Here is a 24,399-nt window from a genome sequence, read left to right on the forward strand (position 1 = left end):
TTTTAGAACAGCAAAATGAGGGAAAACAATTCTTTTAACATGATAAAAAAGCCACTGAATTATCCAGCAGCTTTTTCCGTGTTTTTATCGCCATGCTTTTGTTTTCTTATGCTTGTAATGTAAATGAAGAGAAAAGCAATAAGTAATAGAGAGGAGTAACGATATACAGTTGCATAGTTTGTAAAGTGAGCAATAAATCCAAAGATAATCGCTCCAGCGCCGATTCCAAGGTCAAATGCGGAGAAGAATGTAGCAGTTGCTACGCCGCGTCGATGCGGTGCTACGCGGTCAATCATCCATGCTTGTAGTGCAGGTTGGATCGCTCCAAAACCACTTCCGTAACATGCTGCAGCAATAATTAAGCTCGGAATTGTCGTCGTATACGACAATAAAATAATACCTGTAAACGTTATAATAACTCCCGGAATGATGACGAATGTATGGCCTTTCGCATCATATAGCTTTCCAGAGAATGGACGAGTCACAGCGATTGCTAGTGCGTTACATAAAAAGAAGAGACTAATATCAGCTATGCCGACTTCTGTAGCAAATAGTGTGATAAAACTTCCGATTCCTCCGTACATTAATGTAATACATAATATTAATAATGAAGGAAGTAAAGCTTTACGCTCAATAAATCCATCGAGAAAAGTACTAGATGATTGTTGTGGAGGCTGTTTCGTTTTTTGGATTTGAAGTAGTTTCGTTAATATTAATGAAACAATTGTGCACGATAATGCACATAAAAAAAGAATTGTGAAGTTATATGTTTGCATAAGCCATAGTCCGATAAGTGGACCGAGGGCCATTGCAAGTGTTCCAGAAAGACCAAAATATCCCATGCCTTCTCCGCGGCGAGCTGAGGGAATTAAATCAGAAACGACAGTTCCATATGTAGTCGTTGTAATACCGAAACCAGCTCCGTGCAAAATACGAACAGCAAGCAAGAGAAAAATAGTTGAGGCGAAAAGGTAACTGCCCATAGCGAGTAAACAGATAGCAGTACCGATCATTAAAATGATTTTTTTATTGAATTTTTGCAAGGCGTTCCCAGTTAGCGGTCTAACAAAAAGTGCCGCAACGGTAAACATGCCGACAACAAATCCGATATTTGAACTTGTGCCACCAATTTCTTTCACATAAACAGGTAAGGTTGGAATTAACATTTGAAACCCTAAAAACATACATAAGTTTGCAAAAATTAAAGCAACAAACTCTTTTGTCCATAACGGTTCTCGTTTTACGAGTATTGCTTCTCCCATATATTCATCCCCTATATAAAATTTTCTCTTTTCTTTCGAGTATATGTATTGGCCAATGCAACAGTCAAGGAAGGTGTCTTGAAAACGGATAACAATTTTTAAGGTGAAAAACTGACAAATTTGTGTAAAGGCTACACAACTATGAAAAAAAGATGTAAAGTATAGATGTATAGACTTGTAGGTGTTAAGAATGATAGAAATTGTTTTTTCTTTAAAGAAAGCGGATTCAAAGGAGTAGTGAACAAGAAGGGGATATATACTTTTTCACTACATATATTTGAAAAGGTTTACAATATGATGAAGAAAGAGGCGTGTACATATGAGACGATTAGGTATTTCTATTTATCCAGAACATTCAACAGTAGAGAAAGATAAGGAGTATTTAACATTAGCAAGTAAATATGGGTTTACACGTGTGTTCACATGTTTATTATCTGTGGATGGAGAAAAAGAGAAAATTATTGAAGAATTTAAAGAAACGATCTCACATGCGAATGCATTAGGGTTCCAAGTATTAGTGGATATTAGTCCATCTGTTTTTGAACAATTAGGTATTTCGTATAATGATTTATCATTCTTCCATGAATTGGGTGCGTACGGTATTCGTTTAGATGTTGGTTTTTCAGGATTAGAAGAATCAATTATGACTTATAATCCGTATGGTTTGAAAATTGAGATTAATATGAGCAATGGTACGAAGTATGTAGATAACATTATGAGTCATAGACCAAATCGTGAAAATTTAATTGGTTGTCATAATTTTTATCCGCATCGTTATTCAGGGTTATCATACGATCATTTCATTAAATGCTCGAAACAATTTAAAGATTACGGTATGAGAACGGCTGCTTTTATTTCATCATTTGATGCAACATATGGACCTTGGCCAGTAACAGAAGGGTTATGTACATTAGAGCAGCATCGTGAATTACCGATGACAACACAGGCGAAACATTTATTCGCGACGGAATTAATTGATGATGTTATTATTGCAAACGCATATGCGTCAGAAGAAGAATTACAAGCACTAGGTGCATTAAATAAAGAGAAACAAACATTTGATATAGAAATATATGATACAACGACAGAACTAGAAAGAATTATCGTATTAAACGAACCACATTTTTATCGCGGAGATGTATCTGAATATATGATTCGTTCTACACAAAGTCGTGTGAAATATAAAAAAGAAGAGTTTAAACCTCATAATACGCGTGAAATTAAGCGTGGGGATTTATTAATTGATAATGAACAATATGGTCAGTATAAAGGCGAATTACAAATTGCATTAAAAGATATGGTGAATACAGGAAAAACAAATGTAGTTGGTCGAATTGTAGAAGAAGAGATTTTCTTACTAGACTATTTACAAGCATGGGATAAATTCGGATTTACATTAAAGAAATAGAGAGAATATAAAGGGGAAAAACTACTGATTTCAGCAGCTTTTCCCCCTTTATATATAAAGAGCGAGAGGAAGAGCTATGACAAAGGTGCATCAGCGATTAATTTCTATTTTAGAGGAATTTTTAGAAGAGAAATCGATGTTAAATCGAGCTTTTTTAGCGGGCCGTTTACATGTATCGACGAAGACGATTCAAAAGGATATAAAATTATTAAATGATATATTGGAAGAAAATGGAGCGAAAATCGAATCGCAAAGAGGGACTGGGTACGAATTAGAAATTATACAAAAGAAGAAATTTGAAGACTTTTGTGTGAGTCTATTTCAAAAACAGACGGAAAAGATCCCAACTTCTTATGAAGAAAGAATAGCGTACATTCTGCAGCGTGTTTTAATGACAGAGGGATATGTGAAGCTTTCAGAATTAGCGGAAGAGATGTATGTGAGCAAATCAACGGTCAATTTAATTATGAAAGATGTTACAGATATATGTGGTCGCTATAAATTACAAATTGAGAAGAGACCGTATTATGGTATACGTATTGTTGGAGAGGAATTTAATATTCGTTCTTGTTTATCACAATATGGTTTACCGCGTTATGACCATACTCCGTTTCATGAGCAATTTGAGCAGACGGAGACATATTTATCGCTACCGCATATATCACTCATTCGTTCAATTATATTAAAGTATATTGAAGGCGGAACAATATATTTATCTGATATAGAAATTGATAATTTAGTCATTCATATTGCAATCGCATTAAAGCGTTGTCAAAGTCAACATTATATGAAAGGACTGCATGCGGAGCAATCAGAACTTATAATAAAGAAAGAATATACAATTGCGAAGCAGATTTTAGGAGATTTAGAGAAAGCGTTAAAATTTTCATTTCCAGAAGAAGAAGTATTATATGTGACGATGCATTTATTAAGTACTGCTGTTACAACGAGAAATCGCTATGAAAATATAGAAGAGCTATTAGGGAAAGATATATATGCATTTATGCAACATATTCTTTTTAAAGTAGCGGAAGAACGGAATCTTATTTTTTATTATGATGAAGAATTATTATTTGGATTTGGTATTCATTTAAAAACGTTATTAAATCGTTTGAAGTATAAGTTAAATACGAGAAATCCTCTTTTGGCAGAAGTGAAAAAGAATTATCCGTATGCTTTTGAAATTGCGGTTCTCGTTGGAGATATCATTGGTGAATATACGAGTGAATCGATCCCTGAAAGTGAAATTGGTTATATTGCAATTCACTTCGGTGGAGCTATGAGCCGTTTGCAGGAGCAAAATCAAAAGAAAAGATGCTTATTAGTTTGTGCGACTGGTCAAGGAAGTGCCCAACTATTAAAATATAAAATTTTATCACAGTTCCGAGATAAATTAGAGATTGTAGGTATTACAGGCTATTATCAATTGAAAGTAGAAGATCTTTATAAAGAAAAAATAGATTGTATTATTAGTACGATTCATATACCGAGTGGCTTGCCTGTTCCAGTTATAAAAGTGAATTCAATATTTGATGATAAAGAGATTAAATCGATTGGTCAGCGGTTGTTTACGCATGTGAATACTAGTGTGCAGCCTTATATTAAGGAAGATTTAATCTTTTTAAATTATAGTGCTTCTACGAAAGAGGATGTTATTCAGTTTTTATGTGAGAAAGCTGCTGAGAAACGCTATGTACCAGAAAACTTTTATGCTTCTGTTATGGAAAGAGAAAATACGTCTCCGACAGCGGTTGGGAATTCAGTTGCAATCCCGCATCCGATGCAGTTATTAAGTGAGGAAACTTTTTTGATGTTTTGCACACTTGAAAAGGCTGTTGATTGGGGAGATAAAAAAGTACAAGTAATTATTTTATTTAGTGTAAAGCGCAATAATAATGAAGATTTGCAAAGGCTTTATGATTTTTTATATGATATTATGTCTAGTCAAACTACGATAGAGAAACTTACTCAGACCGAGGTAATTGAAGATTTTCAAGAGATTTTATTATCATTTTGAAAAAGTATATAAAAACTTCCGTTACATAACGGAAGTTTTTTATGTTTAATTGTATGCGTTTTCATAATAAGATGGAAATATAGAAAACATATAGCTTGGGGGAATTTAAAATGGCTGATATGCAAACTCCATTTGCGTTAATTTTACATGGTGGCAATGCGAGAAGTGCGGCGCTTGAAGCAATTGCTTTTGCAAGACAAGGAGATTTCGGGAATGCCGGTGAAAAGATGAAACTTGCTAGTGAGGAAATTTCAGCAGCGCATCGTATTCAAACGGATTTAATTCAAGAAGAGGCAAGAGGAAATCATGCAGAAATTAGTTTACTGTTGGTGCACGCACAAGATCATTTAATGAATGCAATTACAGTGAAAGAACTGGCTGAAGAATTTATTGCTCTTCATAAACGAGTAGAAGAGAAAGTGACCGTATAAGATGTACATTTTATTATGTTGTGCAGCAGGTATGTCAACGAGTATGGTCGTAAGAAAAATGCAAGAAGAGGCAAAGAAACAGGGGAAGAATTATAAAATTAAGGCAGTTGATTCAGAACTAGTGAAGCTTGAAATTAAGGAAGCCGATGTCATTTTAATTGGCCCACAGGTGAAATATTTATTTCCAGCTGTAGAATTTCTTGCAAATTCATACAATATACCAGTTGCGATTATAGACCAACGAGATTATGGCATGTGTGATGGTTTGAAGGTGCTTAAGCAAGCAGAACAATTAGTTTTAGCATAATTATATCTTTTTAAATATAAACATTATAATGTTATAAAGTTTATTTCATTCTTTTATAGTAGAGAGAAAGAGGAGGGCTATTGATGAATGGGTTTATGAGTTTTATGGAACAAAAGATTATGCCAACAACGCAAAAGATTGCAGGACAACGACATTTATTAGCAATTCGAAACGGGGTTATTTCTACATTGCCGTTAACGATCGTCGGATCATTTTTTGTTATCTTTTTAAATTTACCAATTGATGCATATATGGAATGGATTGCACCGTTTCGCCATATTTTAGATATTCCATTCCGATTTACAGTAGGACTAATGGCATTATACGCAGCGTTTGGTGTAGGGGCTTCGCTCGCGAACTTTTATCAGCTCAATCAGTTAAGTGCAGGGTTATTATCTGTACTCGCCTTTTTACTAGCATCAGTTGAACCAATTCAAATTACGAAAGCTGTACCAGGTGTTATTGATGCAGGTAGATATATTTCAGTAGGAACATTAAGTGCAACGTCTTTATTCGGCGCAATTGTTACAGCATTAATTGCAGTAGAAATTTATCATTTTATGATTAAGCATAATATCTCCATTAAATTACCAGATAGTGTACCACCAGCAGTTTCAAATTCGTTTGCAGCATTAATTCCAACATTAGCAGTTATTCTTTTATTCTGGGGCATTCGCTACGGTTTGAAATTTGATGTGAATACAACGATCACATATTTAATCGCACCATTAAAATCAGTATTAGTAGGAAATAATTTATTCGGTGGTTTATTAACAGTATTCTTAATCGTGTTTTTCTGGTCATTCGGTATACATGGACCAGCGATTTTAGGACCAATTATTCGTCCGATGTGGGATTCAGCAATTCTTGAAAATATGGAAGTATTCACGGCTACAGGAAATGCACATCAGTTACCAAACTTATTTACAGAGCAATTTATTCAATGGTTCGTATGGATTGGCGGATCAGGCTCAACGTTAGCTTTAGTAATTATGTTTATGTTCTCTAAATCTAAGTTCCTAAAAGAGTTAGGTAGATTATCATTCGTACCAGGTTTATTCAATATTAACGAACCAATTATTTTTGGGGCACCGATTGTAATGAACCCAATTCTAATTATTCCGTTCGTTATTACACCGTTAGTGACAACGACAGTATCATATTTTGCAGTTGTTTCAGGTATGATTCCACTTATGATGGCGAAACTGCCATTTACGATGTTAGCACCAATTGCAGCGGTAATTAGTACGGACTGGACAATTATGGCTGGTGTACTTGTACTTGTTAACTTTGTCATCTCATTCGTTATTTACTATCCATTCTTCAAAATGTATGAGAAACAACAATTAGCAGGAGAGGAGAAAACAGAATGCTCGGAGCAATTATCATCTTAATTACATTCGTGGTCGGACAGTGTATTGCCCATTATTCGAAATGGGTACAAAGTAAATCTTTATTAGTGTTACTACTAGTATCAGTTTTATTTATCGGTTGTTCAATGGGTGCATATGTAATGTTAGGATTGCAATCACCGTACGTAATTATTGTACCGACAATTTTATGTGCAACGTGTTTATCTGCAAAATATAGATTTACGAGCATGGCATTAATACAACGTGTGAAGGAGATGCAAAAGCATGGAGCGTAAATTAGGAATTTCACTTTATCCAGAACATTCAACGAAAGAAAAAGATATGGCTTATATTTCCGCAGCGGCACGACACGGTTTCTCAAGAATATTTACTTGTTTGTTATCTGTGAATCGTCCGAAAGAAGAAATTGTAGCTGAATTTAAAGAGATTATCAATCACGCAAAAGATAACAATATGGAAGTTATTTTAGATGTAGCTCCAGCTGTGTTTGATCAGCTTGGTATTAGTTATAGCGATCTATCATTTTTCGCAGAATTAGGCGCAGACGGTATTCGTTTAGATGTAGGTTTTGACGGATTAACGGAAGCGAAAATGACGAATAATCCGTACGGTTTAAAAATTGAGTTAAATGTAAGTAACGATATTGCGTACTTAGAAAATATTCTTTCGCATCAAGCGAATAAATCAGCTTTAATTGGTTGCCATAATTTTTATCCGCAAAAATTCACTGGTCTTCCATACGATTATTTCATTCGCTGTAGTGAACGCTTTAAAAAGCATGGTATTCGCAGTGCAGCCTTTATTACATCACATGTCGCAAACATCGGTCCATGGGATATTAACGATGGATTATGTACATTAGAAGAGCATCGTAATTTACCAATTGAAGTACAAGCGAAGCATTTATGGGCAACAGGGTTAATTGATGATGTCATTATCGGAAATGCTTATGCGAGTGAGGAAGAGTTAGAGAAACTAGGAAACTTAAATCGCTACATGTTACAGCTAAAAGTGCACTTTGTAGACGAAGCGACTGAAGTAGAGAAGAGAGCTACGCTGCAAGAATTACACGTAAGGCGCGGCGACATAACAGAGTATATGGTACGTTCTACAGAAGTACGTAAAAAGTACAAAGATTATGACTTCCCAGTGCGTGAAAGTGTGCTGCAGGAAAGAGGGCAAGTTGTAATTGGAAACAATTCATTTGGTAAGTATAAAGGTGAACTGCAAATCATTCTGAAAGAAATGCCGATAGATGAACGGAAAAATATTGTCGGTACAATTGCAGAAGAGGAGTTATTCTTACTAGATTATGTAGGAGCTTGGACGCAGTTTACTTGTGTGGAATAGGGAAGAGAAGGAGAGGATGCTGTGACATCCTCTTTTTTCTGTTGAAATAGTAATCTATCGTATATAGAATGCAAAGAGATAGACTTAATTTGGACGGGAGAGAAGGAGATGGAAGAGTATATAGATGATTTATTAAGGCGGATGGCTGATGAGGAAACAGAGATTTGGCATCGTGCGTATGATGAAGCAAAAGCGTTAAATGACTTATTAACTTTTCTTTATTTACAGCAGAAGGTAATCAAAGCAAAAAAGGTATCTATGAAGAAAGATATTTATTATTTAATGACGAAACTCGCCATCAATACGAAGGAAATCTATATTGCTGATTATCTTATAGATCGTTTGGAATGTGAACAAAGCCCGACTTTGTTAAGTGAACTGCTTAGTAATATTTATACATTGCCAGAAATAAGTAGTACAAATAAAATCATTCCGTATATTTATCATAAAAACGATAGTGTTCGTTATTGGGCAGTTGCTTCCTTAAAGTTATATAAATCGTTAGAAGCGGAAAGTGCGTTGCTAAAGTTGTTGGATACTGAAGAAAATAAAGATGAGATTACACATATTTGTTATACATTGTTTGAGATTGGAACGAAGCAATCGATTCTGCCGTTAACAAAGCTTTTATATAGTAATAGTGCCTATGTTCGTTCAACCGTTATTGAGGTTTTAGCAAAAATAGGGGGATCGGACTTACAAATAGTTTATATTGAAGCTTTACATGATAGAAATGTTATGGTGAAATATGAAGCTGTTCGAGCTATTTATACGTATGGCGACGAAATGGCAATGAGAGCAATTTGCGAACGTGTGAATAAAATTGTTGCTAGAAGACGTAAAAATGAAGTAGAGCCTACGGATGAAGCAGAGATTATCATTGCTCTTCGTTTCTTACATAAGTTTGCTAATCATGAAGAAGTTTTAAAGATATTTGATAAGGTATACAAAAAACGTGGAAACTTGTTTATGTCGGAGAGGGAGTGGCTTCGAGACAATATTGCTTACTTTCAAGAGAAAGAAAGAATGTAATAATTATAGAAAAGGAGCCAGTCTCAACGATGAGACTGGCTCTTTTTTATAACTAGTTTAATACTTTAACTGTAACTGTTTTACGTCCCCAGCTACTTGATGAACCTTTATCTGGCATTAAAACGTCGATTTTATTACCTTTAATAGCTCCACCAGTATCACCAGCGATTGCTACTCCGTAACCTTCAACCCATACTTTTGAACCTAATGGAATGACACTTGGATCAACTGCAATTAGTTTCATGTTTGGATTAGCTGTTAAGTTGTGGCCTAAAGCTGATTTTACTTGGTCGCCTGCTTTATAACCATTTTCAAGTGGATCTGCTGTGTAAGCTGTTGCTACAACACGTAACTCACGAGAAGATGATGGTGTACTTGTTTCAGTTTCTTTTGCAACAGGTTGTTGTGTAGCTGGTTTTTGAGCTTTAGCCGCTTCTTGAGCCTTAGCCGCTTCACGAGCTTCTTGAGCCTTAGCTGCTTCACGAGCTTCAGCTGCCTCTTGAGCTTTAGCTGCTTCACGAGCTTTAGCTGCTTCTTGAGCCTTAGCCGCTGCTTGAGCTTCAGCATCTGCTTGAGCTTTAGCTGCTTCACGAGCTTTAGCTGCCTCTTGAGCTTTAACTTCTGCTTGAGCTTCAGCATCTGCCTGAGCTTTAGCTGCTTCTTGAGCCTTAGCTGCTTCACGAGCTTTAGCCGCTTCTTGAGCTTTAACTTCTGCTTGAGCTTCAGCTGCTTCGCGAGCTTTAGTTGCTTCCACTGCTTTAGCTTTTGCTTGAGTTTCAGCTACTTCCTGAGCTTTAGCTGCTTCACGAACTTTAGCTGTATCTTGAACTGTAGTCGTTTTTTCAACTTTAGCTACTGGTTGAACTTTAACTGGTGCTTTACCTGTTAAGTAAGGAACATGAACATAAGCTGTTTTTCCGTTATATTCAAATTGAATCCAATCATTTTGTACTTGGTGTGTTGTTTCAATTACATCATCTTTTTTCAACTTACCAAGAATCTCTGAGTCTGTGTTTGCCCCAGCACGTACGTTTAATACGTTTGCTGTTACGTAGTAAGTGTCTTTTGTATAGTCAGCGCTTATGAAAGCTTCTTTACCGCTATTCAATTGAACTTTTGACCAACCATTTTCTGTATGTAAAACATTTACTTTATATCCATCTAATAATTTTCCTACAACTTTTGATTCAGTAGTTGGGTTTTCTCGTACGTTTAGTACGTCAGTCGTTACGATTGTTTCTGCTTTAGCAGATGTTGTGAAAATCCCAAGACCAAAAACCGCTGCTGTTGCTATACCCATAAATTTTTTCATAATAGCCTCCATTGCATTTGTTTTCGTTGACCTCATTATAGCAACCATTATTTTCTTATTTGCGAAAAACATAAAATTACAAAGCTTTCGTAATGGGGCATTAATATTCTGTAACAATTCCATAAATATCCTGATAGCGCTTCCTTGTTGTTTTTTGGCGTATTAGGGCATATGAAACACAAAATGAGTAGTATTTCAATTACTGTAACGTTAATAATGTTACAGTAATATTTCTTGATGATATCTATAGTGTTACAAAAATAGCTTATTTTACTGTTTGAATGGAAATTTAGTTATGAAACGATAATCTTTTTAGGCGTGAAAATATATAAATGAGGTGAAATTTAATAAAATATCGATATAATTGTTACAAAATCAGTCGAAGTATGGAAAAAATTACGCCTTGATTTTCGTCTGTTACATAGTATTTTTGCAATAATAGGATTAGATAATAGCCTTAGTACCTATAAATAATGAAGAGTATTAGAATGATAGTTGTAACGTGAAACATATATAATAGAAGAAACTCGATTTAATAGGTAAATAAAAAACGCAGGAGTATAAACTCCTACGTTTTTGTTTATTCATATCGTAAACATTCAATTGGATCCAGTTTGGCAGCTTTGTTAGCTGGTAGTAAACCGAATAGTATACCGATTAACATAGATAGGGCAACGGAGATAAGTCCTAGTTTTAGTGAAACGACAAGTGGCCATCCTGCAAACATTGCGACAATCCATGCGAAGAAGATTCCAAGCATAAATCCGACAAAACCACCAAGTGCTGTTAAAATACAAGCTTCGATTAAGAATTGCATTAATACTTTACCACGTGTTGCACCTAATGCTTTACGGATACCAATTTCACGTGTACGCTCTGTTACAGATACTAGCATAATGTTCATTACACCAATACCACCTACAAGTAAGGAAATAGCAGCAATACCACCGAATACACTTTTTAATATACCTGTGAAGCTATCAATTTCTTTTAAGAATTCTTGTGGATCTGGTACTTCAAATTTACCTGAATGCTCTGGTTTTTTTGCTTCATTTAATGATTTTACAACTGCTTCTTGAACAGTTTCCTTATCTTGACCAGGAGCAATTTTTACCGTTACAGAATCGTAGTTGTTTTTCCCGAATAGTACAGGCCAGTTTTCTGCTGAAATGACACCTTCTTTAAATGTCATGCCACCCATCATTGCTTTTATTGAATATACGCCAACTACTTTGTATGGTGTACCTTTTATATCTACATATAAGTTTGGTTCCCATGAAGAATATAATTTATCAAAAGCATCTGTATTTAATACAATTGTGTGTTCAGGTCTGTCTAAATCAGCTGCTGTTAAAAATCTGCCGTGCTCAAGTTTGAATTTAGATGTATCTTCAAAATAATCACCTTTTGCACCGGTAATATCAAGATCTAATTCTTTTTTTCCTGCATATACTTTTTCTTTTCCTTTTACATCTGGATAAACTTCTTGCACACCAGAAATTTTGGATATACTTTCATACATGCTTGAGGAAATTTTGCCGTCCATATCTGAGTAATCTTCTGTCTTATAATTTACAGAAAACTGATCTTTTTTTTCATTCCCGATTTGTTCGCGGAACTTTGCGTTTGTTCCATCCCCAATCGAGATAATAGTAATGATGGCACTAACCCCAATAATAATACCTAACATCGTTAAGATAGAACGCATTTTATGAGCAAAGATAGAGGAAAGGGCCATGCGTATATTTTCACTCGTATTCAAAATTAACCTCTCCAATCTTGGACGATATTTCCGTCACGAATTACAATTTGACGTGCTGCAGCTTCCCCGATTTCACGGTCATGGGTAATCATAATGATTGTTGAGCCTTGTTTATTTAATTCGTAAAAGAGGTCCATAATTTGTGTACTTGTTTTCGTATCAAGTGCTCCCGTCGGTTCATCGGCTAAAATGAATTTCGGGTTATTTACGATTGCGCGGGCAACGGCGACACGTTGCTTTTGACCACCGGATAATTCGTTCGGTAAGTGAGTAGCGCGATCAGCTAAACCGACTTTTGTTAAAGCGGCTAATGAGCGCTCGCGTCTTTCTTTTTTATCGACTCCAGCGTAAATAAGAGGTAGTTCTACATTTTGAAGCGCTGTAAGTCTCGGTAATAACATGAAGTTTTGGAATACGAATCCGATCTCTTTATTACGTACGTGTGCAAGTTCTGTTTCAGTCATGTTTGAAATATTTTGACCGGCTAGTTCGTACGTACCTGTCGTCGGTTTATCTAAGCAACCGATAATGTTCATTAGTGTTGATTTACCAGAACCAGAAGGTCCCATAATTGAAGTGAATTCTCCTTGGTTCAGTGTTACGTCAATTCCGTGTAATATTTGAACGGACTCTGCACCATTTTGGAAGGATTTCGTGATGCCTTTTAAGTTAATCACTGGGCGACAACCTCCATACCATCTTTTAAGTCTTTTTCAGGTTTAGAGATAATTTCCTCTCCTTTTTTCACTCCAGAAACTTTTGCTTCGCTATCAGTCTCGAATTCAACAGTAACTGCTTGTTCTTTCGCCTTACCGTCTTTTACAACGAAGACAACATTTTTGTCACCTTTTTTCACGATACTGCTTTTCGGAACAATTGTACCAGTTGCTTCGCCAGATTTACTTGTTACGTAAACGTGGAAGCCGTTTTGTAATTCGTCACTATTATCTAATGTGACAGTGAATTGATAGTTAGAAACAGTTTTATTTTCATCCATGCTCTTTAATGGTGTAGAACCGATTTCTGTTACTTTTCCTGTCCAAGTCTTACCAGCGACAGTTTTTGATGAAACAGTTACTTCTTGCCCAACTTTCATACTAGCAAGCTCATATTCAGAAATTTGACCTTTTACTTTAAATTGACCAGCGTGACGAAGAGTAATTCCGCTCATACCTGTTTTTTCGTCAGCAGTTTTTACGATATCATCAATTACGCCATCAGCAGGACTTGTTACAGAAAGATTGTTTACTTTCTCTTTTGCTGCTTTAATCATTTCATCAGCTTTTTCAACTTCAAACTTTTTCATTTCAATTTGTGATTCTAATTGCCCAACTTCGGCTTCTGATGCTTTTAATGCTTCAGCAGGAAGGCCTGCATTTTTATCTTTTTGTAATTTTTGTTTCGCTACATCAATTTGTTTTTGGAGCAACGTTACTTCTTTTTGTGCGATTTTCTTTTGCATTTCTGCTTCTGTTACACCTTGTTTCGCAGTCGGATCATTGTATTTAAATAGAAGCTGACCTTTTTTCACTTCATCGCCTTTTTTCACAGCTAATTCATATGTTCCTTTTGTTGGATCGAATGAAATAGTTTCAATTCCATTTGGAATAACTTCGCCACCAAATTTTTGCGCGTTTTGGATTTGTTTTTCGGTTACTTTATATCCGCTATATGCCATTGCTACATCTGAACCGCCACCAGCAAATGCAAAGTATGATCCAGCTGCAATTCCGATTGCTACTACACTAGTAATTAACACTTTATTTTTCTTCTTCATCTATTTATCACCTTTTCGTTCGTTTTAGTATCTACATTAAGTATAGAAGAGGTAAAGAATCTGACAAATCGTTTTAGCTTACAATAACCTTACAGTTTTGTAAGGTATGAATATGTAAATGTAAGGTAGAGGTTGTCCTAGTGTAAGCAAATGAATTGACTCGTCGTTTCTTTCTTACAATAATATTGTATGGAGGAAAGGAGGAAGGAAGATGGAAGCTTATTTTAGCGCACACCCATTAAAACCATTTATTCCATACTCAAGGCAACATGCCCTTATATTATTTATTATGTTGGTGGGGATATTTTTTCTGTATCAATACCAAGATGTATTACGTCAAAGTGAGTGGAATATAACGGTTCGATATGCAATTGCATTTTTATTTATAGGTAGTGAAATTGGGCTTCATATGTGGGAGTGGAAAGCGGGGATTTTTGAGCTAGCTACTTCATTACCGTTTGAATTATGTACGATTAGTTTATTATTAGCGTCGATTATGATCGTAACAAAAAGTTACCGCATATATGAGATTGTATTTTTCACGGGAATTATTGGTGCATCACAAGCTATTTTAACGCCAAACTTGCAGTATGCTTTTCCGCATTTTCGTTTCATTGAATATTTTATCGCGCATATATTGCTCATTTGGGCACCACTCTTTATGACTTGGGTGGAAGGCTATAGACCGACCTTGCAATCTATTAAGCGTACGATGATATTTTTAAACATATTGATTCCGCTTGTTTCGTTTGTGAATTATAAAACAGGCGGTAATTATATGTTTTTAGCTCATAAGCCAGAAACAGCTTCATTACTCGATATGTTAGGACCGCATCCTTACTATATTATTTCATTAGAACTCGCAGCGCTTATTGGGTGTTTTATTTTGTATATGCCGTTTGCAAAAAGAGAAAGGCATGCGCATAAAGAATCACTAGGATCATAACCTAGTGATTTTTTATGTTTGAATATTTACAATTCAGAAAATTAAGAATAAAATTAGAGAGTAAAATATAAAGAGAGAGAAGGGAAAACGTGGTCAAAAAAGTTTTTCTGAATGGGATGGAAGTGACAATTCAATTTATTATTTCGATTTTGGGGATTATTATGTTAGGGGCTCTGCCGAAATTGTTTTATGGATTTAAGCTGGATGTATCAAAGTACATACAGAGTTTAAAAGAAGTGTTTGTGAACTTAATGGATATTTCCAATTTGCAATATGTGAAAGGTAAATTTTTATTTCCACAGCTGTTCGTCCATTATAAAGAAACGATTATTATTTTTTTAGCTGCTTTTTTTATTTCATTATTTGTAGCATTTTGTATTGTTTATGTAATTATGAGTAGTTCACCGCGTATACAACATCGAATTAAATCATTTCTTATCTTCCTAGAATCTATTCCAGATATCCTTCTTATTTTAGTATCACAAATTTTAGTTATATGGTTTTTTAAACAAACAGGTTTTTTACCTTTTCAAATTGCTTCAATTGGAGGCGAGTCAATTAGAGGATTGCCGATACTTTGTTTGAGCATCCCGACTACGATTATGTTTGTAAAAATGGTCGTGCTTCGTTTTGAAAATGAACTAGAAAAAGATTATGTACTATTTGCTAAGGCGAAAGGGCTGGGGCGCTTTCATATTTTAAATCGTCATATTTTACGAAATGTGTTGCTTAGTACATTATTCTTTGCGAAAACGAATATCTTTTTTATGTTATCTAATTTATATATTATAGAATGGATTTTTAATACGGGTGGTATTTTTATGTTTTTGAAATCTTATTTTGGTATTAGAGTTGAGGTTTTCATCGTTAGTGTGCTTCTTATATATATTCCGATTTTTATTTTATTTAAATTGTTTCATTATCTCATTCCGGCTGCGATGAAGGAGAGATTATAATATGTGGACGTATATAAAACGTGATAAAAGATTTTGGATAAGCATTGGGTTTCTTCTCCTATTAGTTCTTTTGAGCATCGGAAATACGTTATGGAATGATGGACATATTAGACAAGTTACATTGCAATATGATGCGGATGAAAATCCACAAGTGCCACCGTTTTCACCTTCATTACAATTTTTACTCGGGACAGATCGGAAAGGATACGACCTTTTACATTTAGTTATTGAAGGCGCGAAGTGGACGATTGGTATATCTATTTTAATTGCGGCACTTAGAATGGTAATAGGTGTGTTTTTCGGTGTCGTACTCGGAACGTATATAAAAAGAGGATTTTCAAAAATTGAGGCTTTCTTTGATAGTTTTACAGTTATTCCGACAGTTATGATTGCGTATTTTTTTCTTCAATCTGCAAATGCATTTGGAAGCGGGGAGGAAACAACAACCTTTTTTGAAAGGGCTTCGTTTCAAGTTGTCTTACTTGTAATGCTTGTAATGCCAGTTATTGCACTGTATGTTGCGAAGGAAGTTCGTAAATTGCGAACGGAGGAATTTGTTGATGCCGCACGCATATTAGGTGGATCGAGAAGACATATTGTTATAAAGCATCTTTTCCCGCACCTTTATATGACGTTTATACTTGTATTTTTTCAGCAGTTTACGCAGACTCTTACTATTTTACTGCACTTAGGGTTACTAGAAATATTCTTTGGCGGAACGGTTAAGTTTTTAGGACCGATAGAAGAAATAGAATCTTACACACATGAATGGTCAGGGCTAATTGGAGTCTATTTTAGATCTTTAACAGTGCATCCATGGATTCCTCTCGTCCCAATTACATTTTTCGGGCTTACCATTTTTTCAGGAAATATGATTGTAAAAAGTCTAGAAGAGGCGATGTTGAAAGTTCGATTAGGGGGAGAGATAAAGAAGGAAGTTGTAGAAGAGGAACAATCTGCTGTACAGTCAAAGGAAGAGTTGTTTACGTTTAAACATACGATGTGAAGAGAAAAAGAAGCAAGCATGGATTTCATGCTTGCTTCTTTTTACTTTGCAGAAACTTCACCTTCAGCTTCTGTTTGCGGAATAAAGTATCCGATTATACCACCAATTATTGCTGGAACAATCCAGCCGATTCCTAAGTTATAAAAAGGAATCGTGTGTACGATATTAGCGATAAAACTTGGTATCATTCCCACATTATCAAGTGCATGAATACAGCTAATAATGAATGCTGCGATCATTGCTCCGATGTAGACAGAAGGTTTACGTTTCGTATATTTATCGATAAATGATACGAAAATTAAAATGATTGTAATTGGGTACAAAATAATTAATACAGGTAGTGTGATTTTAATTAATAAGCTTAATCCTAAGTTTGAAATAACGAAACTAAAGATACAAACGTATAGTACGAGCTTTTTGTAAGAAACATTTGTTAATACTGTTGCGAAATAGTTGGCGAATGCACTTACAACACCAATTGCTGTTGTTAAACAAGCGAAGATAATGGCGATACTTAATAAAACATTACCGCTTGTCCCAAAGAATTGGTACATAACAGTTGCTAATAGTTGACCACCGTTCTCGAATTGTCCCAAGTTTCCGTTTGAAGCTCCGATATAACCGAGTAAGAAGTAAACAATTGTTAAGAATAGAGCAGCGATACTTCCGCAAATGATTGTATATTTCGCGATAGATTTCTTCTCTTGTATACCGTTTTGACGAATTGCATTTACAACAATTGTTGATAGTACGAGAGCGCCAATTGCATCTAACGTTAAAAATCCTTCAAGAAATCCTTTGAAAAACGGGATGTCTTTATAGTCACCGATAGGCTCTGCAAACGTTCCTGGTGAAAGAATCGCTTTTGTTGCCATAATTGCAATAATTACAAGTAAAATTGGCGTTAATATTTTACCAATATGATCTACTAGCTTGGATGGATTTAATGATAAGAAGTAAACGACTGTAAAGAAAATCGCACTAAAAACTAACATAGAATACCATTGATCTGGGAAAAGTGGTGCAATCCCAATTTCATAAGATACAGATCCAGTTCGTGGAATAACAAATAGTGGGCCGATTGAAAGATAAATAATGATAGCGAATACTGCTGCGAATTTTGGATGAACACGGCTCGCTAAAGTGTTAAAACTACCACCAGCAAGGGCAACAGCAACGATAGCAAGTAAAGATAAACCGACGTCTGTAATAATAAACCCTGTAATGGAAACCCACATATTTTCTCCGGAAGAAAGGCCAAGAAGGGGCGGGAAAATCATATTACCAGCACCGAAGAAAACTGCGAAGAGTAATAAACTAATCGAAAGTATTTGCGCTGGTTTCAAAGTTGTACGCATATAAAGAAAATCCTCCTAATGAGTATTTTTGTCGAAAATTCAAATAATTTGTCGAGTAACTGTTATTATTTTAAAGGTCTGATGACTAGAAAGCAATAGGGAATTTTGAAAAAATTAAAAAATAATGCATTAAATCGAATAAATATACTATTTGTATGTTTAATAGGAAGGATTTAACTTTTAACGTAAAAAAAACACATATCGCTAGGATACGTGTATTAAAAATATATTTTTCTATCGCGTTCTTCTTTTAAAATTTCAACCGCTTCTCGGAAACGTTGTGAATGGACAATTTCTCGTTCGCGTAAAAAGCGTAAACTGTCATTTATGTCGGGATCGTCAGATTGGTTGATAAGCCATTGATATGTGGCACGCGCTTTTTCTTCAGCCGCAATATCTTCGTATAGGTCGGCAATTGGATCACCTTTAGCTTGTATATAGGTTGCAGTAAATGGAACACCAGCTGCGTTATGGTAATGAAGTGCGCTGTCATGATCGACGTAATGAGGGTCGAGACCAGCTGCCTTCATCTGTTCAGGAGTCGCATCTTTTGTCAGCTTATAAACCATTGTAGCAATCATTTCAAGATGCGCAAATTCTTCTGTACCAATATCGGTAAGGAGGCCAATGACTTTATCCGGGATTGTATAACGCTGATTTAAGTAACGTAGTGCAGCAGCTAATTCTCCATCTGCACCACCGTATTGCTCAATTAATAATTTTGCAAGTGCTGGATTACAAGTGCCTACTTTAACAGGGTATTGTAATTTTTTTTCATAAATCCACATAGTTTCTCTCCTTTATATTTGCCATGGCCAAGGACCTTTGCTCCATTCCCAAGGGGCATTAGAATAGCTATTTCCATACTGTTGAAGCGGTCCATATTTTTCTTCCATCTGTTGTTTTAATACTCTTCGTTTATAGGAAAAATCATTAAATTGGTTAATAGCTGCTGTATCGTCTGGGTGGGTGTCTAAGTAAAGGGTTAGTTCAACTAATACAAAGTCTAATTCTTGGAGATTCTCTAAAAGTCGATAATACTCTTCTGGTAGTGGCTGGTTCACGTCAGTAGTCACCGCCCTTTTTTATAAGGATTTTCGTAATAATCATAAAAGATAGGCCATAAGGTTCCTTTTTGTAGTGCTTCTTTCGGTGAGAATTGTGGTAAATTTGGCGGTTGAAAACCTAAATATAAATTAGGAGGGGTAGAGTAATATTTTTTACCAATAGGAGGACAAGGATCTTGAGGACTATGATATGGCACATATGATTTCATATATTTATCCATTAATAAACCTCCCTATATTCTTCATCACTACGTATTGTATTCAGACATAATAGGCCTTTATGACACATATAAAAAAGTAATAGGTACGGGGGGAATGAATGTGGAGAATGTGAAACAATTCATTGTATTGGAAGTGAAAAACTTAAAGGAAACTTTGTATTTTTATGAAGGGATTTTAGGAATCAAGCCTAGTTTAGAAAGACCCCAATTAGATGTAACAGGGGTTTGGTATGATGCTGATTCAATGAGAGTTAGTTTTGTAATGAATCGTAGTTTGGGTGGGCGTGAGAAGAGTGTTACGGATTCGGTTGATGTACTAATATTTTCAATTTCTAACATAGAGAACTTAAAGAAGAGGTTAGTGTTTTATAAAATTGCATATACAGAAAACAAAAGTGAGAAGAGTATTGTAGTACAAGACCCAGATGGATATAAAATTCAAGTGATAGAGAAGGACGAATAAACGGAGGGGATTTAGTGGAGAGGAATTATGAAGAAAGTGCATTGTTTGAGCATCAATTTTGGCTAAAGGTGCTTACTGATCATTCGCAATTTTTACTTGATGCATTAGCTCCGAAGGAAAAAGAGGATATAAAAAAGGCCACTTATTTTGTTGAAACATTTACGAATCTGTTAAATAAAGTTCGTAATGTGAATCTCATTGCGTTTTCAAAAGAGGCAGAACGAGCCGCAAAGGAAATACGAACGTTTAAATTAAGTATTATACAGAAACAACTCGAGGGAAAAATCACTATTCATTTTACGCCAACTTTCATCAATCATATGGTAAACGAAGTAGAAGAGTATATAACAGTGTTAGAATTTTTAAATAAAGGAGAAGTTCCGCCTGTTTTTCATGAATTACATTATCATCTCGTTTGGTTAACGGATGCGGCTGGCCATGCAGGGTCTATTTCTGGTGGATTAGATCTTGTTGAAAAAAGATTAAAAGAGAAAAGCGAAGAATTTACGAAGCACTTTGAACAATTTTATTTAAAGGCAGTTGAAATGACGGGGTATTTACGGACAGAGCTTCATCATTTTCCTGCATTAAAGAAGTTTACAAAAGATGTTTCACTTGAGTTAAAATTATTTTCGCATTTTCTCCATGAGGTCGAAGAGCTGGAGTTATCGAATGAAATATTAAGTGCATTATCTGCTAGAATGGCGGATCATATGGCAAGAGAAGAATGTTATTACTTATTAAAATTAGCACAATCGTCTGGACTTGAGATGCCAAAATGTAATCCGCTTTAAAGAAAAAAGAGGTCAATTTTATTTGGCCTCTTTTTCTGCTTTATTTTCTCTTTTTATTTTTGCTTGTTCAATACTTGCCTGTAATGTCTCCATAATATTGATGATGTTTGGAGTTGGAGAGATTGTTTCGGTTTTTTCCTGTTGTTCAATTTTGTTTTCGATTAGTTCGGTAAGGGCTTCTTTATACTCATCTGTATACATCTCTTGTTCAAAAGGATTTGTAAGATGGTGGATTAAATTGATTGCTGCTGTGAGTTCTTGTTTTTGAATCGGATAATTTTCGTTACTTGGTAAGTTAGGTGTATTTGTTATATCGCGAATTTCATTAGGGTAGTGAATAGTTTGTAATATAAGCCCATCTTCAAAGTTACGGATAATAGCTAAATGTTGTTTTTTTCTAATGGAAATATGGATAAGACCAAGTTTATTCGTACGTTCAAGTGCTTCTTTTAATAATAAATATGATTTTTCATGTCCTGAGGTAGGGCCTATAAAATAAGAACGATCGTAGAGAACAGAATCAATTTCGTTATTTTGGATAAAAGATATAATACGAATAGATCTTGGTTCGTGAGCTTTTTGCAACTCAGCTAATTCTTTTTCATCCATAATAATGTACTTATGAGGTGCGTATTCATAGGCTTTTACAATATCTTTATCATCAATTTCTTCATCCGTACAATCAGGAGCAAATTTTTTATATTTAATAGGTGTTAAGCATTCTTTATGAAGACTTAAAAACTTTATATCGTTTTCTTCTACGGCACTGTATAGTTTGATTCCTATATTTAATAGTCCAAGTGAAAGGGCACCTTTCCATACGGTATGCAAATGAAGCCTCTCCTTTCATTCAAAAATGATTATGTATATTATGAGATAGTAAGAAATTTCCTATACGTTTTTTGTTTTTACGGAATGTTAAGCAGGAGGATGTGGGATATAAAATATATTGACAAGCCCTCCAAAATATTTTAATGTGATTGTATAAAATTGTGTATATAAAGGGGAGTAACTTATTACAGTAAAGTCGTCATTACAGGGAGAAACCCTCGGCTTTATTGGCAACGTTTCGTTGTTAGTGAGACCTTTACCAGCAATGGTAAAGGCCCCTTATTGTCTTTTTTAGGACCCTTACCATGTTTGGTAGGGGCCTTTTTGTATACAAAGAGAGGAGATATAAAAATGAAAAAACTTATTAGTAGATTAAGAGTTGTATTTCATGTTCGCCGATTTGTTCCATTCCTATTTGACTTTTTCACTTCAAAAGAGGTTTCAATAAAGAAGAAAATTTTATCTATTGCGTTTTTAGTTGGTTATGTTGCGATGCCGCTCGATTTAATTCCAGACTTCTTACCGTTTATCGGTATTTTAGATGATATTGGAATTGTATTATTTATTTTGAACCGAATTGTAAAAATGGCGCCAGTTCAATTACAAGAAAAGCATAACGTAAACGTAGGATAGGAGTTGGGGTAGAAAATATGGAGCAAATTATTTTAGATATAATCGAGTTTTTAAAGCAATTTTCTTATTTTGGAGTTGTGTTAGCATTAACGTTTGAATTTATTCCAGCAGAAGTAGTTTTGCCCATGGTTGGTTATTGGGTGTACGAGGGAGATATGAATTTTTGGCTTGCTGTATTAGCCGGAACCCTCGGCGGAACGACAGGACCTTTAACGTTATATGCACTCGGTTATTACGGTGGTCGTCCTCTATTAATAAAATACGGGAAATACTTCTTCATTAAAGAAGAACAAATTCAAAAAGCAGATGATTTCTTTGAGAAATATGGACCGGTTGTAGCATTTGTTGGACGCTTTGTGCCAGGAGTTCGAACGCTTATTTCTGTTCCATGTGGTATGGCGAAAATGAACATATGGAAATTTAGCATATATACATTTGTAGCAATGTTCCCGTTAACGACTTTGTATGTTTATTTTGGAATGAAATTAGGTCCACATTGGGAAAAAGCAGCGGATGTTGTTGGGCAATATATGTTACCGATATTAGGAGGCGTTATTCTTATCGTTGCTAGTATCTTTGTCTATAAATATATGAAAAAAAGAAACAAAACAGAATCTATCTAGTCACATGAATATTTTTTGAAAATAGATGAATAGTACAGGCAAAAGACTCTGGGGGACATACACATATAGGGAATATAAAAGAGAGAGGGGAAACAACTATGTCTTGTGAGTGCTCAGGGTCAGCATTAACTTGTTGTCCAGATAAAAATTATGTGCAAGATAAAGTGTGTAGTCCGTGGTCTGCTACTGTAGTTGCAACAGCAATTGATAATGTTCTCTATACAAATAATATTAACCAAAACGTAATTGGTACTGGTTTTGTTAAATATGATGTTGGACCAGGCCCAATTACTGTAGAGGTACTTGATTCTGCTGGGGGTACAATTGATACACAAACATTAAACCCAGGAACGAGTATTGCTTTTACGTATCGCCGCTTTGATAGTATACAAGTTGTGTTACCTGCAACACCTGCTGGAACGTATCAGGGAGAATTTTGTATTACAACACGTTATCCACTTTCATAGCAGAATAGGAGAGGATCGAAATGGGAATGAGAAGTTCCAGTTTGTCTTGTTGTTCTAATAAAACACTTGTGCAAGACCAAGTATGTACAGACTGGTCTATTACAGGTGCTGGTACTCAAATTGTATATACAAATAATATCACGCAAGAAGTATATGGTTCAGGTTACGTGAAGTATGATGTAGGTGCCAACCCGATTACAGTTGATTTTTTAGTAGGTGCAACAGTGGTTGATACAATTACTGTACAACCACAAAGTAGTGGTACTTTCACTGTCCGATATTTTACTACTGTCCGAATTACTACGACAGGAACGACTGTTAATCAAGGAGAGTTTTGTATTACAGTACGTTATCCAATCTCATAAAAAGCATACCGTGAACGGTATGCTTTTTATATTAAGGAAATAATGAAATTGGTATTCTATAAGCAACATGTAAATTCGCAACAGTACTTGCCTTCTAAATATAGTGAAGGATTACTTGTTATATTGATAATATTGATCGACTGTAGGTCTTTTCCTGTGTACGATATTGTATTACCAGGAAACACAGTGAAAATATTGGTTACTGTTCCAACGATTTGAATTGTAATTGCTTCGTTGCTGCTAGTACTATTGTAAACCGAGACAGTACCTGATATAAGTAGTATCCCATCACTTTGCCATAGTATCATTAATTGTGATGCATCTTTGGCAGAGGAGATGGTGTTATTAGTTATGAGGAAATTCCCTGCAAATTCATTTGTTACTCGCTCGCAATTTGGATTTGGAGGAGGGGGCGGTGGACAAGGGTCTGGACAAATAATAGATAAAGGAGCGAAACAGCCGATATTTTTTTTATTCTTCAATACAACCCCTCCTTTTAAGTTGTCTTTTATTACTATTAAATGTAAAAGCATGGCCGATGTGTTAAAAAAAGAAGGAAATATTAAAAATTAAGATTGTCTAATAGGCTTAAACCTTAACTTATCATTAGTGTTATAGAAAAGATTATATGTGAATAG

Annotated in this window: 29 protein-coding genes; 18 read left to right on the plus strand and 11 right to left on the minus strand. The window is 35.1% G+C overall.

Annotated features, from left to right (window positions below):
* Positions 1 to 59 precede the first annotated feature (59 nt).
* Positions 60 to 1,262: an MFS transporter gene (locus tag GD442_RS04090; protein WP_000503245.1), complete on the minus strand. Its 1,203-nt coding sequence runs from the start codon at positions 1,260 to 1,262 to the stop codon at positions 60 to 62.
* 319 nt (positions 1,263 to 1,581) lie between these two features.
* Between GD442_RS04090 and GD442_RS04095 the strand changes: the two genes are divergently transcribed.
* From GD442_RS04095 to GD442_RS04130, 8 genes are all read left to right on the plus strand, one after another.
* Positions 1,582 to 2,670 carry a DUF871 domain-containing protein gene (locus GD442_RS04095; protein WP_001253349.1) on the plus strand — a complete coding sequence of 363 codons (1,089 nt, stop codon included), beginning with the start codon at positions 1,582 to 1,584 and terminating at the stop codon, positions 2,668 to 2,670.
* Positions 2,671 to 2,746: 76 nt separating this feature from the next.
* Positions 2,747 to 4,687, plus strand: coding sequence for a BglG family transcription antiterminator (locus tag GD442_RS04100; RefSeq protein ID WP_048538587.1), 1,941 nt, complete (start codon positions 2,747 to 2,749; stop codon positions 4,685 to 4,687).
* A 110-nt stretch (positions 4,688 to 4,797) separates the two neighbouring features.
* A complete protein-coding gene (locus tag GD442_RS04105; RefSeq protein WP_000774631.1) occupies positions 4,798 to 5,118 on the plus strand; it encodes a PTS lactose/cellobiose transporter subunit IIA in 321 nt (106 codons plus the stop codon).
* Between the two features lies 1 nt (position 5,119).
* Positions 5,120 to 5,425 (plus strand): PTS sugar transporter subunit IIB, encoded by a 306-nt coding sequence (locus tag GD442_RS04110; protein ID WP_048655905.1) that lies wholly within the window; start codon positions 5,120 to 5,122, stop codon positions 5,423 to 5,425.
* Between the two features lie 83 nt (positions 5,426 to 5,508).
* Positions 5,509 to 6,819 carry a PTS sugar transporter subunit IIC gene (locus GD442_RS04115; RefSeq protein ID WP_001013053.1) on the plus strand — a complete coding sequence of 437 codons (1,311 nt, stop codon included), beginning with the start codon at positions 5,509 to 5,511 and terminating at the stop codon, positions 6,817 to 6,819.
* Positions 6,795 to 7,073, plus strand: a complete 279-nt coding sequence (locus GD442_RS04120) for a hypothetical protein (RefSeq protein WP_000900048.1) — start codon at positions 6,795 to 6,797, stop codon at positions 7,071 to 7,073. The genes GD442_RS04115 and GD442_RS04120 overlap by 25 nt, the downstream gene beginning before the upstream one ends.
* Positions 7,063 to 8,148: a DUF871 domain-containing protein gene (locus tag GD442_RS04125; protein ID WP_000440054.1), complete on the plus strand. Its 1,086-nt coding sequence runs from the start codon at positions 7,063 to 7,065 to the stop codon at positions 8,146 to 8,148. The genes GD442_RS04120 and GD442_RS04125 overlap by 11 nt, the downstream gene beginning before the upstream one ends.
* Positions 8,149 to 8,256: 108 nt before the next feature.
* On the plus strand, positions 8,257 to 9,180 hold the full coding sequence (locus tag GD442_RS04130) for a HEAT repeat domain-containing protein (RefSeq protein ID WP_048538586.1): 924 nt from the start codon (positions 8,257 to 8,259) through the stop codon (positions 9,178 to 9,180).
* A 52-nt stretch (positions 9,181 to 9,232) separates the two neighbouring features.
* Here GD442_RS04130 and entC read toward each other — a convergent pair whose 3' ends face one another.
* The 4 genes from entC to GD442_RS04150 all read right to left on the minus strand — a co-directional run bounded on the left by entC (position 9,233) and on the right by GD442_RS04150 (position 14,031).
* Positions 9,233 to 10,615, minus strand: a complete 1,383-nt coding sequence (gene entC / locus GD442_RS04135; protein ID WP_048538585.1) for a cell wall-binding protein EntC — start codon at positions 10,613 to 10,615, stop codon at positions 9,233 to 9,235.
* A gap of 457 nt (positions 10,616 to 11,072) precedes the next feature.
* Positions 11,073 to 12,230, minus strand: coding sequence for an ABC transporter permease (locus tag GD442_RS04140; protein ID WP_002197439.1), 1,158 nt, complete (start codon positions 12,228 to 12,230; stop codon positions 11,073 to 11,075).
* Between the two features lie 26 nt (positions 12,231 to 12,256).
* Positions 12,257 to 12,931, minus strand: a complete 675-nt coding sequence (locus GD442_RS04145; RefSeq protein ID WP_000609104.1) for an ABC transporter ATP-binding protein — start codon at positions 12,929 to 12,931, stop codon at positions 12,257 to 12,259.
* Positions 12,928 to 14,031: an efflux RND transporter periplasmic adaptor subunit gene (locus GD442_RS04150; protein WP_000728807.1), complete on the minus strand. Its 1,104-nt coding sequence runs from the start codon at positions 14,029 to 14,031 to the stop codon at positions 12,928 to 12,930. Before GD442_RS04150 ends, GD442_RS04145 begins: the two co-directional genes overlap by 4 nt.
* A 211-nt stretch (positions 14,032 to 14,242) precedes the next feature.
* Here GD442_RS04150 and GD442_RS04155 point away from each other — a divergent pair, with 211 nt between their 5' ends.
* The 3 genes from GD442_RS04155 to GD442_RS04165 all read left to right on the plus strand — a co-directional run bounded on the left by GD442_RS04155 (position 14,243) and on the right by GD442_RS04165 (position 16,939).
* Entirely contained in the window at positions 14,243 to 14,977 is a 735-nt protein-coding gene (locus tag GD442_RS04155; protein ID WP_000388698.1) for a YwaF family protein, read from the plus strand.
* A gap of 89 nt (positions 14,978 to 15,066) precedes the next feature.
* Positions 15,067 to 15,933, plus strand: a complete 867-nt coding sequence (locus tag GD442_RS04160) for an ABC transporter permease subunit (RefSeq protein ID WP_000239670.1) — start codon at positions 15,067 to 15,069, stop codon at positions 15,931 to 15,933.
* Between the two features lies 1 nt (position 15,934).
* A complete protein-coding gene (locus GD442_RS04165; protein WP_000269976.1) occupies positions 15,935 to 16,939 on the plus strand; it encodes an ABC transporter permease in 1,005 nt (334 codons plus the stop codon).
* A gap of 41 nt (positions 16,940 to 16,980) precedes the next feature.
* On the opposite strand, the gene brnQ2 is transcribed toward GD442_RS04165, so the two are convergent.
* The 4 genes from brnQ2 to GD442_RS04185 all read right to left on the minus strand — a co-directional run bounded on the left by brnQ2 (position 16,981) and on the right by GD442_RS04185 (position 19,585).
* Positions 16,981 to 18,297 (minus strand): branched-chain amino acid transport system II carrier protein BrnQ2, encoded by a 1,317-nt coding sequence (brnQ2, locus tag GD442_RS04170; RefSeq protein WP_001260934.1) that lies wholly within the window; start codon positions 18,295 to 18,297, stop codon positions 16,981 to 16,983.
* A 218-nt stretch (positions 18,298 to 18,515) separates the two neighbouring features.
* Positions 18,516 to 19,085, minus strand: coding sequence for a spore coat protein CotJC (cotJC, locus tag GD442_RS04175; RefSeq protein ID WP_000265278.1), 570 nt, complete (start codon positions 19,083 to 19,085; stop codon positions 18,516 to 18,518).
* Between the two features lie 12 nt (positions 19,086 to 19,097).
* Positions 19,098 to 19,361, minus strand: a complete 264-nt coding sequence (gene cotJB, locus GD442_RS04180; protein WP_001075543.1) for a spore coat protein CotJB — start codon at positions 19,359 to 19,361, stop codon at positions 19,098 to 19,100.
* An 8-nt stretch (positions 19,362 to 19,369) separates the two neighbouring features.
* Positions 19,370 to 19,585, minus strand: a complete 216-nt coding sequence (locus tag GD442_RS04185; RefSeq protein WP_000362187.1) for a spore coat associated protein CotJA — start codon at positions 19,583 to 19,585, stop codon at positions 19,370 to 19,372.
* 34 nt (positions 19,586 to 19,619) lie between these two features.
* Between GD442_RS04185 and GD442_RS04190 the strand changes: the two genes are divergently transcribed.
* Both GD442_RS04190 and GD442_RS04195 read left to right on the plus strand, forming a co-directional pair.
* Complete coding sequence (locus tag GD442_RS04190; RefSeq protein ID WP_162840103.1) at positions 19,620 to 20,048, plus strand: VOC family protein; 429 nt, start codon at positions 19,620 to 19,622, stop codon at positions 20,046 to 20,048.
* Between the two features lie 14 nt (positions 20,049 to 20,062).
* Positions 20,063 to 20,842, plus strand: a complete 780-nt coding sequence (locus tag GD442_RS04195; protein WP_000440988.1) for a DUF2935 domain-containing protein — start codon at positions 20,063 to 20,065, stop codon at positions 20,840 to 20,842.
* Positions 20,843 to 20,860: 18 nt separating this feature from the next.
* Here the strand turns inward: GD442_RS04195 and ku are convergent, their stop codons facing one another.
* On the minus strand, positions 20,861 to 21,673 hold the full coding sequence (ku, locus tag GD442_RS04200) for a non-homologous end joining protein Ku (protein WP_000557737.1): 813 nt from the start codon (positions 21,671 to 21,673) through the stop codon (positions 20,861 to 20,863).
* 351 nt (positions 21,674 to 22,024) lie between these two features.
* Between ku and GD442_RS04205 the strand changes: the two genes are divergently transcribed.
* From GD442_RS04205 to GD442_RS04220, 4 genes are all read left to right on the plus strand, one after another.
* Positions 22,025 to 22,306 (plus strand): YkvA family protein, encoded by a 282-nt coding sequence (locus GD442_RS04205; RefSeq protein ID WP_000733844.1) that lies wholly within the window; start codon positions 22,025 to 22,027, stop codon positions 22,304 to 22,306.
* A 17-nt stretch (positions 22,307 to 22,323) separates the two neighbouring features.
* Positions 22,324 to 22,929, plus strand: a complete 606-nt coding sequence (locus tag GD442_RS04210; protein WP_000435017.1) for a DedA family protein — start codon at positions 22,324 to 22,326, stop codon at positions 22,927 to 22,929.
* Between the two features lie 98 nt (positions 22,930 to 23,027).
* The gene (locus tag GD442_RS04215) at positions 23,028 to 23,396 is read left to right on the plus strand and encodes a DUF3992 domain-containing protein (RefSeq protein WP_001277537.1); all 369 of its coding nucleotides are present in this window, start codon (positions 23,028 to 23,030) and stop codon (positions 23,394 to 23,396) included.
* 20 nt (positions 23,397 to 23,416) lie between these two features.
* Positions 23,417 to 23,761 (plus strand): DUF3992 domain-containing protein, encoded by a 345-nt coding sequence (locus GD442_RS04220; protein ID WP_000525819.1) that lies wholly within the window; start codon positions 23,417 to 23,419, stop codon positions 23,759 to 23,761.
* Positions 23,762 to 23,817: 56 nt separating this feature from the next.
* Here GD442_RS04220 and GD442_RS04225 read toward each other — a convergent pair whose 3' ends face one another.
* Positions 23,818 to 24,201: an S-Ena type endospore appendage gene (locus GD442_RS04225; protein WP_225989749.1), complete on the minus strand. Its 384-nt coding sequence runs from the start codon at positions 24,199 to 24,201 to the stop codon at positions 23,818 to 23,820.
* Here GD442_RS04225 and GD442_RS28000 point away from each other — a divergent pair.
* Positions 24,086 to 24,334 (plus strand): hypothetical protein, encoded by a 249-nt coding sequence (locus GD442_RS28000; protein ID WP_002025365.1) that lies wholly within the window; start codon positions 24,086 to 24,088, stop codon positions 24,332 to 24,334. The two genes, GD442_RS04225 and GD442_RS28000, sit on opposite strands and share 116 nt — an antisense overlap.
* The last annotated feature ends 65 nt before the right edge of the window (positions 24,335 to 24,399 follow it).

The organism is Bacillus sp. A260, assembly GCF_009861435.1.
GTDB lineage: Bacteria > Bacillota > Bacilli > Bacillales > Bacillaceae_G > Bacillus_A > Bacillus_A cereus.